This window comes from Beggiatoa leptomitoformis (assembly GCF_001305575.3).
Classification (GTDB): domain Bacteria; phylum Pseudomonadota; class Gammaproteobacteria; order Beggiatoales; family Beggiatoaceae; genus Beggiatoa; species Beggiatoa leptomitoformis.
This window is the reverse complement of the sequence record NZ_CP012373.2, coordinates 2,784,442-2,799,015: the sequence shown is the minus strand read 5'-3', so window position 1 is coordinate 2,799,015 and position 14,574 is coordinate 2,784,442. Positions and strand designations below refer to the sequence as shown.

The window sequence follows — 14,574 nt, the reverse complement described above, 5'->3', positions numbered from 1 at the left end:
ATTGTTGAGGGTAGTCATAACGCGCATAACATTTTTATTTTTATAGCTATAATAGTAACGCATTATTTTTTAATGTAAAGATTTTTACAATTGTTTTTATTAATGTTTCTCTCACTACCACCGTCTTGGTGAGAATAAAAGCAATTTTTGCAAGCCGTCTATTGTGTAAGCGCAATACATTTACATCTACCATCTATAGGTGTTTTAAATTATGGAAAAAATATATTTCATATTACATAGTTAGTTTTAAAATTAAATTAACCTTAAATATTTAATCCTTGTATTGTTAAAGGGTTGTTGTGTGGGTCTTAAACACTATATAGTATTGAAATAATACACCTTCTTTTTTCCTTCATGCGAGAAACCGTTATATGGATAAACGCATTTTTCATCTATTCCTCCTTTATTGTCTCAGTATTTATTGCACGGTTGTCAGTGCGGTAGTGCCTTTAAATCCTGATGCTGTTCCTAAACCGTTACAATCTTGGGTTAATTGGGTATTGCATGATAATCCTGAAAAAACATGCCCTTATTTTTATAATACAGAAGAAAAGTTGTGTCGTTGGTCGACTCAATTGGTTATTAGTGTTGAAGGACAAACGGCTCGTTTTAAACAATCGTGGCAAGCCTTTGCTGCGGGGGATGTAGCATTACCGGGTGATGCAACTTTATGGGCGCAAGCGGTACAGCTAAATGGGCAACCCGCTACGGTAATGGATATAAATGGCGTACCAATGATTTACTTGCCCGCTGGGGAATCAACCATCACGGGTATGTTGCAATGGCAACGAATGCCCGAGTCGATACCTGTTCCTGCTAACACAGGCTTAGTTAGTTTATTTATTGAAGGTAAACAGGTCGCTATTCCTGAATTAGATGGTGAAGGGCATTTGTGGTTGCGTCAGGGAACGCATACGGACGAAGTTGTTGAAGAAAATCGCTTAGATATTCGTGTGTATCGGCATATTATTGATGATATTCCTTTGCAGATGATAACCCAGATAGAAATTGATGTGGCGGGACAAACACGAGAGGCTTTGTTAGGTAATTTATTGTTAGCTGGGCAGATGCCTATGTCATTGACCAGTCCGTTGCCTGCCCGTTTAGAAACCGATGGACGGTTACGTTTACAGGTTCGCCCGGGGTCTTATACGGTGATTTTGCAAACGCGACAGATGGGAGATGTGAAGTCGTTGACTTTGCCCGTTATTGATGGCTTACCTGAAGAAGAAATTTGGGTATTTGAAGCACGTAATGCGTTGCGTTTAGTTGATATTACTGACGTAACCGCGATTGACCCGCAACAAACGACATTACCGAGCGAATGGCGACAATTTCCTGCTTATCATGTTAAGGCAGGTGATACGTTGCAGTTAGTTGAAAAGCGACGCGGTGACCCTGAATCTGCACCTGCACAGTTGTCGTTACAACGGCAGTTTTGGCTAGATTTTGATGGTCGCGGATACAGTGTGCAAGACCATATTGGTGGCACAATGACGCGCGGTTGGCGGTTGGAAATGTTGGATTCTGCACCACAAACCGATAAGGCTCAACAAGCGCAGTTAGGACGTTTAAGTGTTAATGGACAAGACCAATTTATTACGCGGTTAAGTGCGGATGCAAATACTGGGGTAGAAATACGACAGGGACAAATTAATGTTGTTGCCGATAGTCGTTTAGAAAATGCAGTGGATACATTGCCCGCTGTTGGATGGGTAACAGGGGATAAAACGGCTAATAATCCTAGTTTTCAAGAAGTCAGTGCTATTTTGCATTTACCACCGGGATGGAGTGTATTTCATGTAGAGGGTGTTGATAAGGTGCAGACTACATGGTTACAACAGTGGACTTTATTAGATTTGTTTGTTGTGTTGGTGTTGTCTTTGGCGGTGGGTAAATTGTGGCGGTGGTATTGGGGAGTAATGATGTTATTTACGCTTGTTTTAACATGGCAACAGGCGGATGCACCGCTGTTTGTTTGGTTAAGTATTCTTGTTAGTATGGCATTATTGAAGGTATTGCCGACTTTGAATTTATTCACTAAAACCATTCAGTTGTACCGTAATTTAAGTTTATTAACTTTATTGATTATTGCAATTCCCTTTATGGTGCAAGAAGCACGACAAGCCATTTTTCCGCAGTTGGAATATCAATGGAATACGTTGGGAACGACTTCACCAAGCAGTAGTTATTATCCTCAAACGAGCAATGCTATTGAGGTACAACAACAGCCTATGGCAGAAGAAGCCGCGCCAAGTACTGAAAATGATTACCTCCAATCACAGCAACAGATGCGCAATGTTCGGGATTACCCGCTGAAATCCAAAGCGTCAACTAAAAAACAACTTGCCCAAATAGACCCAAATGCGCAAGTACAAACGGGGCAGGGCTTGCCTGCGTGGCAATGGCAACAAATTATGCTCACTTGGTCAGGCCCTGTGGCGGCAAATCAGACTATTCATTTACAACTTATTTCACCATCATTAAATTTTGCTCTTGGTTTTGCACGGGTTTTTTTGTTAAGTATCATGCTTAGCTTTTTCTTATGGGCGGCATGGCAAGCTAACGCACGGCGATTATTTAGCACTTTGCCAAGTACGGCGACAGTGAGTAGTTTTATTGCATTGTTGTTTTTAGCGGGATTATTGAGCAGTGTCTCTAATACGGTTTACGCAACCGAAGAACCTGCACCCGACACAGCGAGCAAAACGGCTGAACTTGTTTATCCACCACAATATTTGCTTGAGCAGTTGCAAACCCGTTTACTTGCGCCACCTGTTTGTTTACCTAATTGTGCAAGTAGTCCCCGTATGTTGGTTGAAATTGAACAGAATATTTTGTCGATACGGGTAGAAATTCATGCTCAAACGGCGGTTATCGTACCACTGCCCGGTACTACGCAAGAATGGTTACCGCAACAAGTCTGGGTGGATGAAAAACCTGCAATGGTTGTACAACGTGATGAAAATGGACAGTTATGGCTGTTCTTAAGTGCAGGAATTCATCAGATACAATTGCAGGGAATATTACCCAATCGACAAGCAGTACAACTTCCGCTCCCGCTAAAACCCCATTTTGTTTCGGTTGCGATACAGGGATGGCGTGTAGATGGTGTGCATGAAAATGGTTTGGCCGATGACCGTTTGCAATTTACCCGTGAGGCTCAAGCAACGGATGAAAGTGGCAGTACACGTCCTTTAGAAATGGGAAATTTACCGCCGTTTGTGCAAATTGAACGAACACTATTGTTGGGCTTGGATTGGCAAGTAGAAACGAAAGTAACTCGTTTAACGCCAACAGGGTCGGCAATTGTGTTAGAAGTTCCCTTGTTAGCGGGTGAATCGGTCACGAGTGAGGCAATTCGCGTTAATGCAGGTAAGGCATTAATTAATCTTGCACCAGACCAAACCGATATTACTTGGCTGTCAGTTTTTGATAAAAGCGAGAGTATTCAGCTAATTGCTAATAGTAGTTTACATTATAGCGAGGTGTGGCGACTCAACGCCAGTGCCATTTGGCATGTGGAAACAACAGGTATTCCTACGATTTATCAGCAAAGTAGCGGGCAGTGGCTACCTGAATGGCGACCTTATCCATTGGAAACCGTTACGCTTGCGATTACCCGTCCAAGTGGGGTGGGTGGGCAGGTGATGACGATAGACCGTAGCGTATTATTGGTAAAACCGGGACAACGGGCAACGGATACGACATTAACTTTTACGTTGCGTAGCAGTCGTGGTGGGCAACATACTATTACATTGCCTGAAAACGCACAGTTACAATCGGTTACGATTAATGGAATATCTCAACCCATTCGTCAGGAAGGGCAACAGGTCATTTTGCCAATTATTCCCGGTACACAAAGTGTTGAACTGCATTTATTGGAAAATACAGGGATTTTTGATAGTTATCAAACGGTACCGTTGGACATAGGCATTAGCAGTGTTAATCATCAAATTCAATTAATTATGCCTGAAAAACGCTGGATTTTATTGGTGGGTGGAGAGGCGATTGGTGCGGCGGTATTGATTTGGGGATTATTATTTGTCTTTATTTTATTATCCATAGGCTTAGGGCGAACAAATTTAACACCTGTAAAAACCTATCAGTGGATATTGTTAAGCCTTGTGTTAAGTCAAATTCCTGTGGAGATGGCACTGTGTGTGATTGGTTGGTTATTTGCGTTGGGTTGGCGTGCAACAATTAGCGTGGATACTTATCGTCCTTGGCAATTTGCACTGATTCAGATTGGCTTGGTTTTATTGAGTATTGCGGCTTTTAGTTCTTTATTGTTTGCGATTCAAAAAGGGTTATTAGGTGACCCTGATATGCACATTATGGGTAATGGTTCTTACGGACATCATTTAAATTGGTATCAAGACCAAGTCAATGCCTTATTACCCAGTGTTTGGGTTTGGTCGCTTCCCATGTGGATTTATCAGGTTTTGATGTTAATGTGGGCATTATGGTTGGCTGCTGTCCTTTTAAACTGGTTACGTTGGGCTTGGATGTGCTTTAGCCACGAAGGTTTGTGGCGTAAGGTATGGCAACGTAAAACATCTGTGCAAAAAACGTAGTCAGGTCTTTACTTCATTCCTCTCCTCTGAATCGGGATTTACGCCCGATTCAGTCAATAATACATGTCATACTGTTGAAATACATGACTGTCATGATACTCGCCCGATAAGACTGTTAAGGTTTCTCGCCAAAAAGGGTCAGTGCTGTGACACCGCCAATTAAACATTATCGTACAATTTGGTTATCAGATATTCATCTGGGAACACGCGGGTGTAAGGCTGATTTTCTCTTAGATTTCTTAAAGAATCATGAATCTGAATATCTTTATTTGGTCGGCGATATTATTGATGGCTGGCGATTAAAGAAATCATGGTATTGGTCGCAATCGCATAACGATGTGATACAGAAAGTCTTACGGAAGGCACGCAAAGGGACGAAGGTCTTTTTTATTCCAGGGAATCATGATGAAGCCGCACGACATTTTTTAAATATTACTTTTGGCGATATTCATGTGGTTGATGAAATGGTGCATACCACGGCAGATGGTCGCCGTTTGTTGGTTATTCATGGTGATCAGTTTGATGGGGTCATTCAATATGCACGCTGGTTGGCATTGTTAGGCGATTGGGCATACGAAATGGTCTTGAGTTTGAACCATTTTTATAATATTTGCCGTCGTAAACTGGGTTATCCTTATTGGTCGTTATCCGCTTATTTAAAACATAAAGTTAAAAATGCCGTGAATTTTATTACTGCATTTGAACAGGTGTTGGCGGAAGAAGCCCGTCGGCGGGAGTTGGATGGTGTTGTGTGTGGACATATTCATAAAGCCGAAATTCGGATGATTGATGATGTTTTATATTGTAATGATGGCGATTGGGTAGAGAGTTGTACCGCCTTAATAGAAGATTGGGATGGTGATTTGTTTATTGTTGAATGGACAGATGATAATCAGCATCCACACCGCGAGAAGCAAACGCATGAAAATTCTGATTGTGTCAGACGCATGGTTACCCCAGATTAATGGGGTTGTGCGGACGCTTCTTACTACTAAACAAATTTTAGAGTCGATGGGACATCAGGTTTTAATGGTAACACCTGATTTATTCAAAACTATTCCGTGTCCGACTTATCCTGAAATCCGTTTAGCCTTACGTCCGACTCCTAGGGTTGCAGAGCTGATACGTGTGTTTGATCCTGACACGATTCATATAGCAACGGAAGGTCCATTAGGGTTGTCCGCCCGCTCGTTTTGTTACAAACAGCAAAAACGGTTTACAACGTCTTTTCACACCAAGTTCCCTGAATATGTCAATGCACGTTTTGGTATCCCCATTCGTTGGAGCTATCATTTATTACGTTGGTTTCATGGCTTATCGAGCCGCGTTATGGTAGCAACACAAAGTTTGCGGCAGGAATTGGAAGTGCAAGGGTTTAAAAATTTGGCCTTTTGGTCGCGTGGTGTAGATATTGAGTTGTTTCGCCCGCAAGCTAAGCGTTTTTTGTTGGATGCGCGCCCTATTTCGTTGTATGTAGGACGTGTTGCAGTAGAGAAAAATATTGAGGCTTTTTTGAAGTTAAACTTGGCAGGCACAAAATATGTGGTTGGACAAGGTCCGCAATTAGAGTCTTTAAAACAGCAGTATCCGACAGTGCGTTTTGTGGGGGCGAAGACGGGGGAAGAATTATCGCGTTATTATGCAGCAGCGGATGTCTTTGTTTTTCCAAGTCGTACTGATACTTTTGGCTTGGTTTTACTGGAGTCGCTTGCGTCAGGAACGCCTGTTGCCGCTTATCCTGTTTCTGGTCCTTTAGATGTGATAGGTAAATCAGGCGCGGGTTGTTTGGATGAGAATTTAGAAACTGCTGTGCAACAGGCTTTAACGATTCCTGCGGAACATTGCCGTCATCATGCGGAGCAATATTCGTGGCAAACATGTACACAGCAGTTTTTAAGTAATTTGTGCCCTATTGAAAAGTAGTTTTTTGTTTCATTTTGCGATGATAACATGCGTTGGCATACGTATAGTGAAGATACTGCCTTTGTTTAACGTGCTTTCTACCATCACATTTCCCCCCATCATTTCTGCAAAGCGTTTTGTAATCGCTAGTCCTAGCCCTGTTCCGCCATATTTGCGGGTAGTAGAGCTGTCTGCTTGTGTAAAGGGTTGAAATAGTTTATCTACTTGTTCAGTTGTCATGCCAATACCTTGATCGGCTACTTTAAAAACCACCCATTCTTTGCCTTCATTATCTAATGCACGTGTCACACTGAGGGTTATGTTACCCTTCTCGGTAAATTTAGCCGCGTTACTGAGTAAGTTAAGCAACATCTGCCGTACTTTTGTGAGGTCGGCAAAAATTTCGCCTAGTTCATTAGGATGTTGCTCGACAACAAGAAGATTTTCTTTATGTTGGACAATGGGTAAAACTGTTTCGGATACATCTTGAATAACGGCTGTCAGGTTAAAAGATTCATTGTGTACGTCCATTTTACCTGCTTCAATTTTGGTAATGTCCAGTACATCATTAATCAATCCTAATAGATGTTTGCCTGCACCTTGAATTCTTTGTAAATCGGGAAGTAATTCTTCGCAGCCTAAATCGGCAATATCTTCTTGTAACATTTCACTGTAGCCAATAATTGCGTTTAATGGTGTACGTAATTCATGGCTCATATTTGCAAGAAAAGAGGATTTTGCACGACTGGCTTGTTCTGCAACATCACGAGAATGCCGTAATTCTGCCTCAATTTTAGTCCGTTCGTAAATTTCTCGTTGCAAATGAATGTTTTTTTCCGCTAACTCTTGGGTACGGCGATCTACTTCGCTTTCTAGAGAATCGCGTGCTTTTGTCAACTGACGTTCAAATGCGTCAGCATGTTCTGTTGTGGTCACTAATAAGAGTTCTAAATCAGCTTTTTCCTGTTCTAGGTCACTTATTTGTCGGTACAACTGTTCCATTTTGACATTGGTATCATCAGGCAACATGTCTTGTAACTTTATTGGTAGAGGGTGCGACATTACCGCGCATAATGCTTTAGTGGAAAACCCGTTCATAACGTTTGCTGTTTGGTGGTGTGAATAAGAATGAGAGCGTGACCACATTTTGCAAAAGCCTAATGCAAATATATGACAATTTATCAAACAGTGTTAAGTATTCCATTTATCAAATGTGATAAAACGGACATAATTCTCGTTTTTATTTTTGACAGGGGCATTTTATGTTACGTTGGCTAAATAGATTACCTTGGTTATTTCTAGTTGTTTTATGTTTGACCTTAGGGCTTGCACCATTTACACCAGAGCCTCATGTTGTTGAAAAATTAAGGATGTTGTGGTTAGGCACATTGATAAAACCCATCGATATTGTTGACCTATTTATGCACATAACCCCATTTCTATTGTTGTTTTTTAAATTGGGTTATACCGTATGGTTAATTAAATTTGCGCCAATAACAAGCACTCTCTCTTCATCAAAAGTGACAGAACGAAAGTAAATGCGTGACTTAATAATTAAATTTTTTTTATATGTGTTTGCCTTACTTCCCCTCAGCAAAGTACATGCCATTGCCTCTTTTATTGGACGGATTTTGCGATATCTGCCGAATTCTTCTATCACTTATGTGACACGTAAAAATATCGCGCTTTGTTATCCTGATTTATCTGCTGAAGAGCAACAACAACTTGTACAGAGTAGTTTGATTGAAACTTGTAAAACAATGAGTGAGTTGGGTGCTATTTGGCTCTGGTCACCCAAGCGAGTTATGTCATTAGTCCGTCAAGTAAGTGGGGAAACCTATCTAAAACAGGCTATTCAGCAAGGTAGAGGTGTAATTTTATTGACACCACATTTGGGTTCTTGGGAGATGGCAGGCTTATATGCTTCTGCACATTATGTAATTACCAGTTTGTATCGCCCACCCAAAAGAGCAGGGTTGAATAGCTTAATTAAACGCGGACGGGAGCAGATTGGCGCACGTTTAGTGCCGACAGATAAAGCGGGTATTCGGGCGTTATATCAAACGTTAAAACAGGGTGATATTGCAGGCATTTTGCCAGACCAAGTGCCTCATCAAGACGGTACGGGAGAATTTGCGCCTTTTTTTAAACATCCCGCTTACACGATGACATTGGTCTCTCGTTTTGCGCGCAAAAATCATTCTCCCGTTATTTTTACGTATGCCGAGCGTTTGCCAAAAGGAGCGGGGTTTCACATTCATTTTCTACCCGCACCTGTCAATATTGCTTCAGAAGATTTATCTTTGGCTGTTAATGCGTTGAATCAGGGGGTTGAGTCCTGTATTCGCGCCTGCCCTAGTCAATATCAATGGGGCTATAAACGGTTTAAACGCTTGCCCGATGGTATGGAAAGTGTTTATTAATCAAAGTAAAAAATACAAATGCGCAATAACCATTATTGGTGTGTATTGCACATTGATATTAGGCTCAATCACGGGTTGCAAAATCAATACTGGCATAAGCAACCGTTGCTAACCATTCAATTTCGGCGGGTGTAATAACATAAGGTGGCATAAAGTAAACAACGTTTCCTAAAGGACGCAATAATGCACCTTGTTCCAGAGCATGACGATAGACTGCAATGCCGCGTCGTTCTCGCCAGTCATAAGATTCGCGGCTTGCTTTGTTTTTACATAGCTCAATGGCTAAAATCATACCTTGTTGACGGACTTCACTAACATGTGGGTGGTCATGTAATGGCTTGGTTGCTTCGCACATAACCGCCGCTAGTTTTTGATTATTTTCCAAAACATTGTCTGTTTCAAAAATATCTAAGGTAGCCAGTGCCGCTTGACAAGCTAATGGATTCCCCGTGTAGCTGTGTGAGTGTAAAAATGCACTGAGCTTATGATAATCATCATAAAAAGCTTGATAAATTGAATCATGGGTTAATACAACAGATAGGGGTAAGTAACCCCCTGTTAATCCTTTAGATAGACAGAGAAAATCAGGACTGATAGCAGCTTGCTCACAGGCGAATAATGTTCCTGTTCGTCCAAAACCAACGGCAATTTCATCGGCAATTAAATGTATCTGGTATTGGTCGCAAATAGCACGTAAGCGACTTAAATAATGAGGATGATGCATCCGCATTCCGCCCGCGCATTGAACTAACGGTTCAATAATGACAGCACAAACTTCATCAGCATGTTGTGCAACAATTTTCTCCAGTGCTTGCGCTTGACGCTCTGCATAATCAAAATATGATTCTCCCGCTTCAGCATAACAGCCCGCAGGGGAGGGAGCGGTTATTGTTTGCATGAGTAACGGGGCATAAATCTGTTTATAGAGTGCGACATCGCCCACCGCTAACGCGCCCAATGTTTCGCCATGATAACCATCTTGTATCACTAAAAATTTTGTTTTTTGAGCTTGACCTTGATTAAGCCAATAATGAAAGCTCATTTTAATCGCAACCTCAATACCAGAAGAGCCATTATCCGCATAAAAACAGCGTGTCAAACCATCAGGGGTTAAGGCAATCAAACGCTCTGATAGCGTTACAACGGGTTCATGCGTAAAACCTGCGAGAATAACATGTTCTAATTGAGTAAGTTGTGCTTGAATTGCTTGATTAATGCGAGGGTTAGCATGACCAAATAAATTGACCCACCAAGAACTAATCGCATCCAAATATCGCTTTCCTGTAAAATCTTCTAACCAAACCCCCGATCCACATTTAATCGGAATCAATGGTAAAATGTCCTCGTGATCTTTCATCTGTGTGCAAGGATGCCACAACACTTTTAAATCACGTTGCATAAAAGCTGTATTTGCTGAATGACGCATAATTATGTTTATATATCCAATAGATAAATAAAAAATTGTAAAAATAGACTCATATTTACAGACAAACTAAGATACAATGAATCGCTTACAATTGGTTTCTTTGCAGGCATAATCAATCTCGTATAGCTTGACGATAAACCATAAAGTGAGTAGATTTCCAATTGTTTACGTGGGAATGAGACTGTTGACAGTAACAGTTAACTCAACTAGATAACGGCTAAAAGCAAGGGATTAATCCCATAATTTTAAACACTCATAACAATATACTTTAAGAGTTTTAACAAGACCATTGAAATTAGTGTTAAATTCTATATTTTGTGATATGCTTTAAGTCGAGTAGAAAGTTGTTATTGCTGTATGCTTTCAGTTGAGTAAATTCCCTGATAGTTTTTCCAGTTTACCCCCATTAATTTCAAGACCTAACTATATACGTTTAGAAAGGTATCAGGTAGAGTGAATGGGGAAGTTGAATGTTCTCGTCTAGCATGGGCAAGTAACCAGTGAGCACTGAAAACGAATTCGAAGGTATCAAGGTTGTCGTTATAGATGACAGTAAGACAATTCGGCGTACCGCTGAAACTTTACTAAAAAAAGCGGGTTGCGAGGTGTTTACCGCAACAGACGGTTTCGAATCTTTATCTAAGGTAATGGAATGTCAACCTAATATCATCTTTGTTGATATTATGATGCCACGCCTTGATGGGTATCAAACCTGTGCCTTGATAAAGAATAATCCCGTCTTTAAAAAAATACCGATAGTCATGCTATCTAGTAAAGATGGATTGTTTGAACGCGCGCGCAGTAGGATTGTGGGTGCAGACCACTACATGACTAAGCCGTTTACACGTGAGGAACTACTAAGTACGATTAAATCGTATGTGGTGGATGCCAAAACACAATCTTAAGACTTGATGGTTATTCGTGAAAGCTCAAGAGACTAAAAGGTATGGCACATATACTTATTGTGGATGATTCACCTACAGATGCCTACCTCGTCAAGAATATTCTGGAATCGCAGGGGTATCAAACATCCGAAGCCTCTAATGGTGAAGAAGGCATACAGAAAGCGAAAGAGATTAAGCCTAACTTAATCATCATGGATGTAGTCATGCCGGGACTGAATGGTTTTCAGGCAACCCGCAAGATTACTAAAAGCGAAGAGACAAAATCTATACCCGTTATTATCGTTTCTTCTAAGGATATGGAAAGTGACCGTGCATGGGGACTAATGCAGGGGGCGAAAGAATTTTTAGTAAAACCTGTCAAACAGGCGGAACTGCTCGCAACCGTAAAAAAACTCATCGGTTAATTAACCAAGGCTTAACGTGAACGGAGTATTATGCTCCAATTACATGCCATCCATGATAAAAACCGTTTTAATCCACGCTGGCGACGCTGGCAAACAGAAAAACAATCGTTACCTGTGAGCAAGGTCTTTAGTATGCCGAATACGATGGCGCAAACCCCTTTTCAGTGGTTGCAGGAATTAGAAAGGCGAGCAAAGCAAAAAGCACGCGGCATACCACGCCAAGAAAAAGTGCAACAAATCTGGCGCGGTATTGCTTTTCGCGTGGGTAACACCCCTCTTGTTACACCACTAAGTGAAATTCGTGAAATACTTCCTTATCCAACTTATCTAGCAAAAGTACCTGGTGCAAAAGGCTGGGTAAAAGGATTAGCAAATATTCGCGGACTGCTCTTACCTATTGTTGACTTACAGGCTTGTTTAGATGGTAAGGCGACACCGATAGAAAATTGTACTCGCCTTGTCATTATCAATCAGGCTGGCATTTCTGCAGGCTTGGTGGTTGACGAAGTGCTAGGGATCAAGCATTTTCCAGAAGAAATCAAAGATACAGACACACCTTGTAAAGATGCTTGGCTTACTCCTTTTGCCAAAGGTATGTTTACCGAAGAAGACAGTATCTGGACAATTTTTGACATGCACGCTCTCGCAGAAAGCGAAGTGTTTTTAAGGGCGGCTCTCTAAAAATGAGTACAAACCAGTTTACAAATGACTTCAAAAGTATTGGATATGCCATTATGCCTCGTAACTATCCTAACCGTTCTCTTCCCACACCCGTTTCCCTGTCCAGCGGAGGTAAAATATAGCCATGAAATTCTCACTGAATACAATCGCTAATACGAATGCGTGGCTATTTGCCCTAATTGGCATTTTAATGGTGTCGTTTGTTCTAATGGCGGCAACATTCACGCGGGTTGCTATTGATAATAAATATGATGAAGAATACTTGGGACACGTTACCCAACTACGGCTTCTTTCCCAACAATTAACCCAAAACGCTGCATTTGCCGCGCGTGGAGATGATGTTGGTTTTGTTACCGTAGAAAAAGTCCGTGCAGAATTACAACATCACATAAAACTTCTAACGGATGGCAATACTGAAACAGGTATGCCTGCTACACCTGAAGAAGCCATTGTAACACTCAATAACCTCAGCAAATTTTGGCAAGGAATTGATAGCAGCGTCTCACAACTCTTGTTGACCCGTGAAGCTGTTACACGATTGTATCTACAATTTGGTGAATTAACCCAAGTTACGACTAACCTAGTTAGTGAAACTGAAGAAATGCTCAATGCAATGAGTGCTGCGGGCGCGACACCGAACCAAATGTATCGTGCTACCCGCTTACTCATGCTGTTAGAACGTATTTCAAACAGCATTCGAGTCGCTTTTAGAGGAGATGCGGATGCCATCAACGCTGATTTACAACTAGGCGATGATATCAGTGCATTCAGTGATACCTTATCTGCACTGCTAGAAGGGAATGACGAAGTGCAAGCGATGACTGACCCTATTGCACGCAAAGCAATAGAAGTGTTATCCACATCATTCACAACAAACATTGGAAAAATTGAAGACTTCTTAGATAACTCAGACAAATTGTTTGATGCCAAAGATGCGCAACAAGCCATCATGGATGCTAATCCTGCATTATTAACCAGTGTTGAACAATTATCCTCAGATTACAACAAGGTCATTGAATCTCGTTTTGTCTCTTCCCGTTTAGGTATCGTCTTAGCAATTATAGTCTTTATCATGCTGATGTTGCTTGGAACACTTATTATTCTTAGTAATAAAGTGCGAGCATTAGAAACCAAACAACGCTTGGAAGAAAGCCAACGTACAAACCAACGTAACCAAGAAGCAATCCTACGTTTGCTTAGTGAAATTGCCGACCTTGCTGATGGCGACCTAACCATTAACGCAACAGTGACCGAAGATTTTACAGGTGCAATTGCTGATGCAATTAACTACTCAATTGAAGCATTGCGTGAGTTAATCGTTAAAATTAACAAAACAGCTATGCAAGTTAATGCAGCCGCCCAAAGTACTCGGGGCATTGCCGCACAACTCATACAAGCCAGTGAACGCCAAGCACAACAAATTGCCAAAGCAGGACAAGCCATTATTGGAATGGCAAACTCAGTAAAGAAAGTCTCTGCCAACGCAGTAGAATCAGCCGAAGTTGCTAAAAAATCAGTAGAAATTGCCAGTAAAGGCGCGAAAGCCGTACAAGATACCATCACAGGCATGGACGCGATTCGCGAACAAATTCAAGAAACGTCCAAACGCATTAAACGGCTGGGTGAAAGCTCACAAGAAATTGGTGAAATCGTTGGTTTGATTGACGACATTGCAGACCAGACCAATATTCTGGCACTCAATGCTGCTATTCAAGCCGCAATGGCAGGTGAAGCAGGGCGTGGATTTGCTGTTGTTGCTGATGAAGTACAACGCTTAGCAGAACGCTCAGGCAATGCTACCAAACAGATTGATGCCTTAGTTAAAACTATTCAAGGTGATACAAACGAAGCTGTCAGTTCAATGGAACAAAGCACCTCAGGTGTTGTTGCAGGTGCAAAAATTGCGGAACGAGCGGGCGAATCACTTACCGAAATTGAAAAAGTATCGGTTCAATTGGCCAATCAGATTGAAAATATTTCACAAACGTCGCGTACACAAGCAGCTGTTGCATCTAATATTTCTGGCACAATGACAATTATCCAAGAAATTACAACCCAAGCATCACAAGGGACAAACGAAACAGCGGCAGCTATTGAACGATTGGCAAAACTGGCTAATGAATTACGTAATTCTGTGGCTGGTTTCAAACTACCTGACCAAGCAATGCAAGAAATCATGGAAATGAGCGAACTGCTGAACCAATAATCATTAATGGCTGTGATTATCAGGTTTTATGAATAAATATAACCACATTG

At 41.4% G+C, this 14,574-nt stretch carries 11 protein-coding genes; 9 read left to right on the top strand and 2 right to left on the bottom strand.

The genetic code is table 11. The features are described 5' to 3' along the window. The first annotated feature begins 371 nt into the window (after positions 1–371). The 3 genes from AL038_RS11790 to AL038_RS11780 all read left to right on the top strand — a co-directional run bounded on the left by AL038_RS11790 (position 372) and on the right by AL038_RS11780 (position 6,500). Positions 372–4,577 carry a hypothetical protein gene (locus tag AL038_RS11790; protein WP_062153058.1) on the top strand — a complete coding sequence of 1,402 codons (4,206 nt, stop codon included), beginning with the start codon at positions 372–374 and terminating at the stop codon, positions 4,575–4,577. A 146-nt stretch (positions 4,578–4,723) separates the two neighbouring features. Beyond that, positions 4,724–5,542 carry a UDP-2,3-diacylglucosamine diphosphatase gene (locus tag AL038_RS11785; RefSeq protein ID WP_062153056.1) on the top strand — a complete coding sequence of 273 codons (819 nt, stop codon included), beginning with the start codon at positions 4,724–4,726 and terminating at the stop codon, positions 5,540–5,542. After that, entirely contained in the window at positions 5,499–6,500 is a 1,002-nt protein-coding gene (locus AL038_RS11780) for a glycosyltransferase family 4 protein (protein ID WP_062153055.1), read from the top strand. The genes AL038_RS11785 and AL038_RS11780 overlap by 44 nt, the downstream gene beginning before the upstream one ends. A gap of 9 nt (positions 6,501–6,509) precedes the next feature. On the opposite strand, the gene AL038_RS11775 is transcribed toward AL038_RS11780, so the two are convergent. Next, the gene (locus tag AL038_RS11775; protein ID WP_236839376.1) at positions 6,510–7,625 is read right to left on the bottom strand and encodes a sensor histidine kinase; all 1,116 of its coding nucleotides are present in this window, start codon (positions 7,623–7,625) and stop codon (positions 6,510–6,512) included. A gap of 116 nt (positions 7,626–7,741) precedes the next feature. Between AL038_RS11775 and AL038_RS11770 the strand changes: the two genes are divergently transcribed. Together AL038_RS11770 and AL038_RS11765 are read left to right on the top strand one after the other, a co-directional pair. After that, on the top strand, positions 7,742–8,017 hold the full coding sequence (locus tag AL038_RS11770; protein ID WP_062153051.1) for a hypothetical protein: 276 nt from the start codon (positions 7,742–7,744) through the stop codon (positions 8,015–8,017). Further along, complete coding sequence (locus AL038_RS11765) at positions 8,018–8,902, top strand: lysophospholipid acyltransferase family protein (RefSeq protein ID WP_062153049.1); 885 nt, start codon at positions 8,018–8,020, stop codon at positions 8,900–8,902. A gap of 64 nt (positions 8,903–8,966) precedes the next feature. Here AL038_RS11765 and AL038_RS11760 read toward each other — a convergent pair whose 3' ends face one another. Continuing rightward, positions 8,967–10,328 carry an adenosylmethionine--8-amino-7-oxononanoate transaminase gene (locus tag AL038_RS11760; RefSeq protein ID WP_062153047.1) on the bottom strand — a complete coding sequence of 454 codons (1,362 nt, stop codon included), beginning with the start codon at positions 10,326–10,328 and terminating at the stop codon, positions 8,967–8,969. A 500-nt stretch (positions 10,329–10,828) separates the two neighbouring features. Between AL038_RS11760 and AL038_RS11755 the strand changes: the two genes are divergently transcribed. From AL038_RS11755 to AL038_RS18570, 4 genes are all read left to right on the top strand, one after another. Further along, on the top strand, positions 10,829–11,233 hold the full coding sequence (locus AL038_RS11755; protein WP_062153045.1) for a response regulator: 405 nt from the start codon (positions 10,829–10,831) through the stop codon (positions 11,231–11,233). A gap of 41 nt (positions 11,234–11,274) precedes the next feature. After that, positions 11,275–11,637, top strand: coding sequence for a response regulator (locus tag AL038_RS11750; RefSeq protein ID WP_062153043.1), 363 nt, complete (start codon positions 11,275–11,277; stop codon positions 11,635–11,637). A 30-nt stretch (positions 11,638–11,667) separates the two neighbouring features. Next, the gene (locus tag AL038_RS11745; RefSeq protein ID WP_062153041.1) at positions 11,668–12,318 is read left to right on the top strand and encodes a chemotaxis protein CheW; all 651 of its coding nucleotides are present in this window, start codon (positions 11,668–11,670) and stop codon (positions 12,316–12,318) included. A 124-nt stretch (positions 12,319–12,442) separates the two neighbouring features. After that, positions 12,443–14,524, top strand: a complete 2,082-nt coding sequence (locus AL038_RS18570; protein ID WP_062153039.1) for a methyl-accepting chemotaxis protein — start codon at positions 12,443–12,445, stop codon at positions 14,522–14,524. The last annotated feature ends 50 nt before the right edge of the window (positions 14,525–14,574 follow it).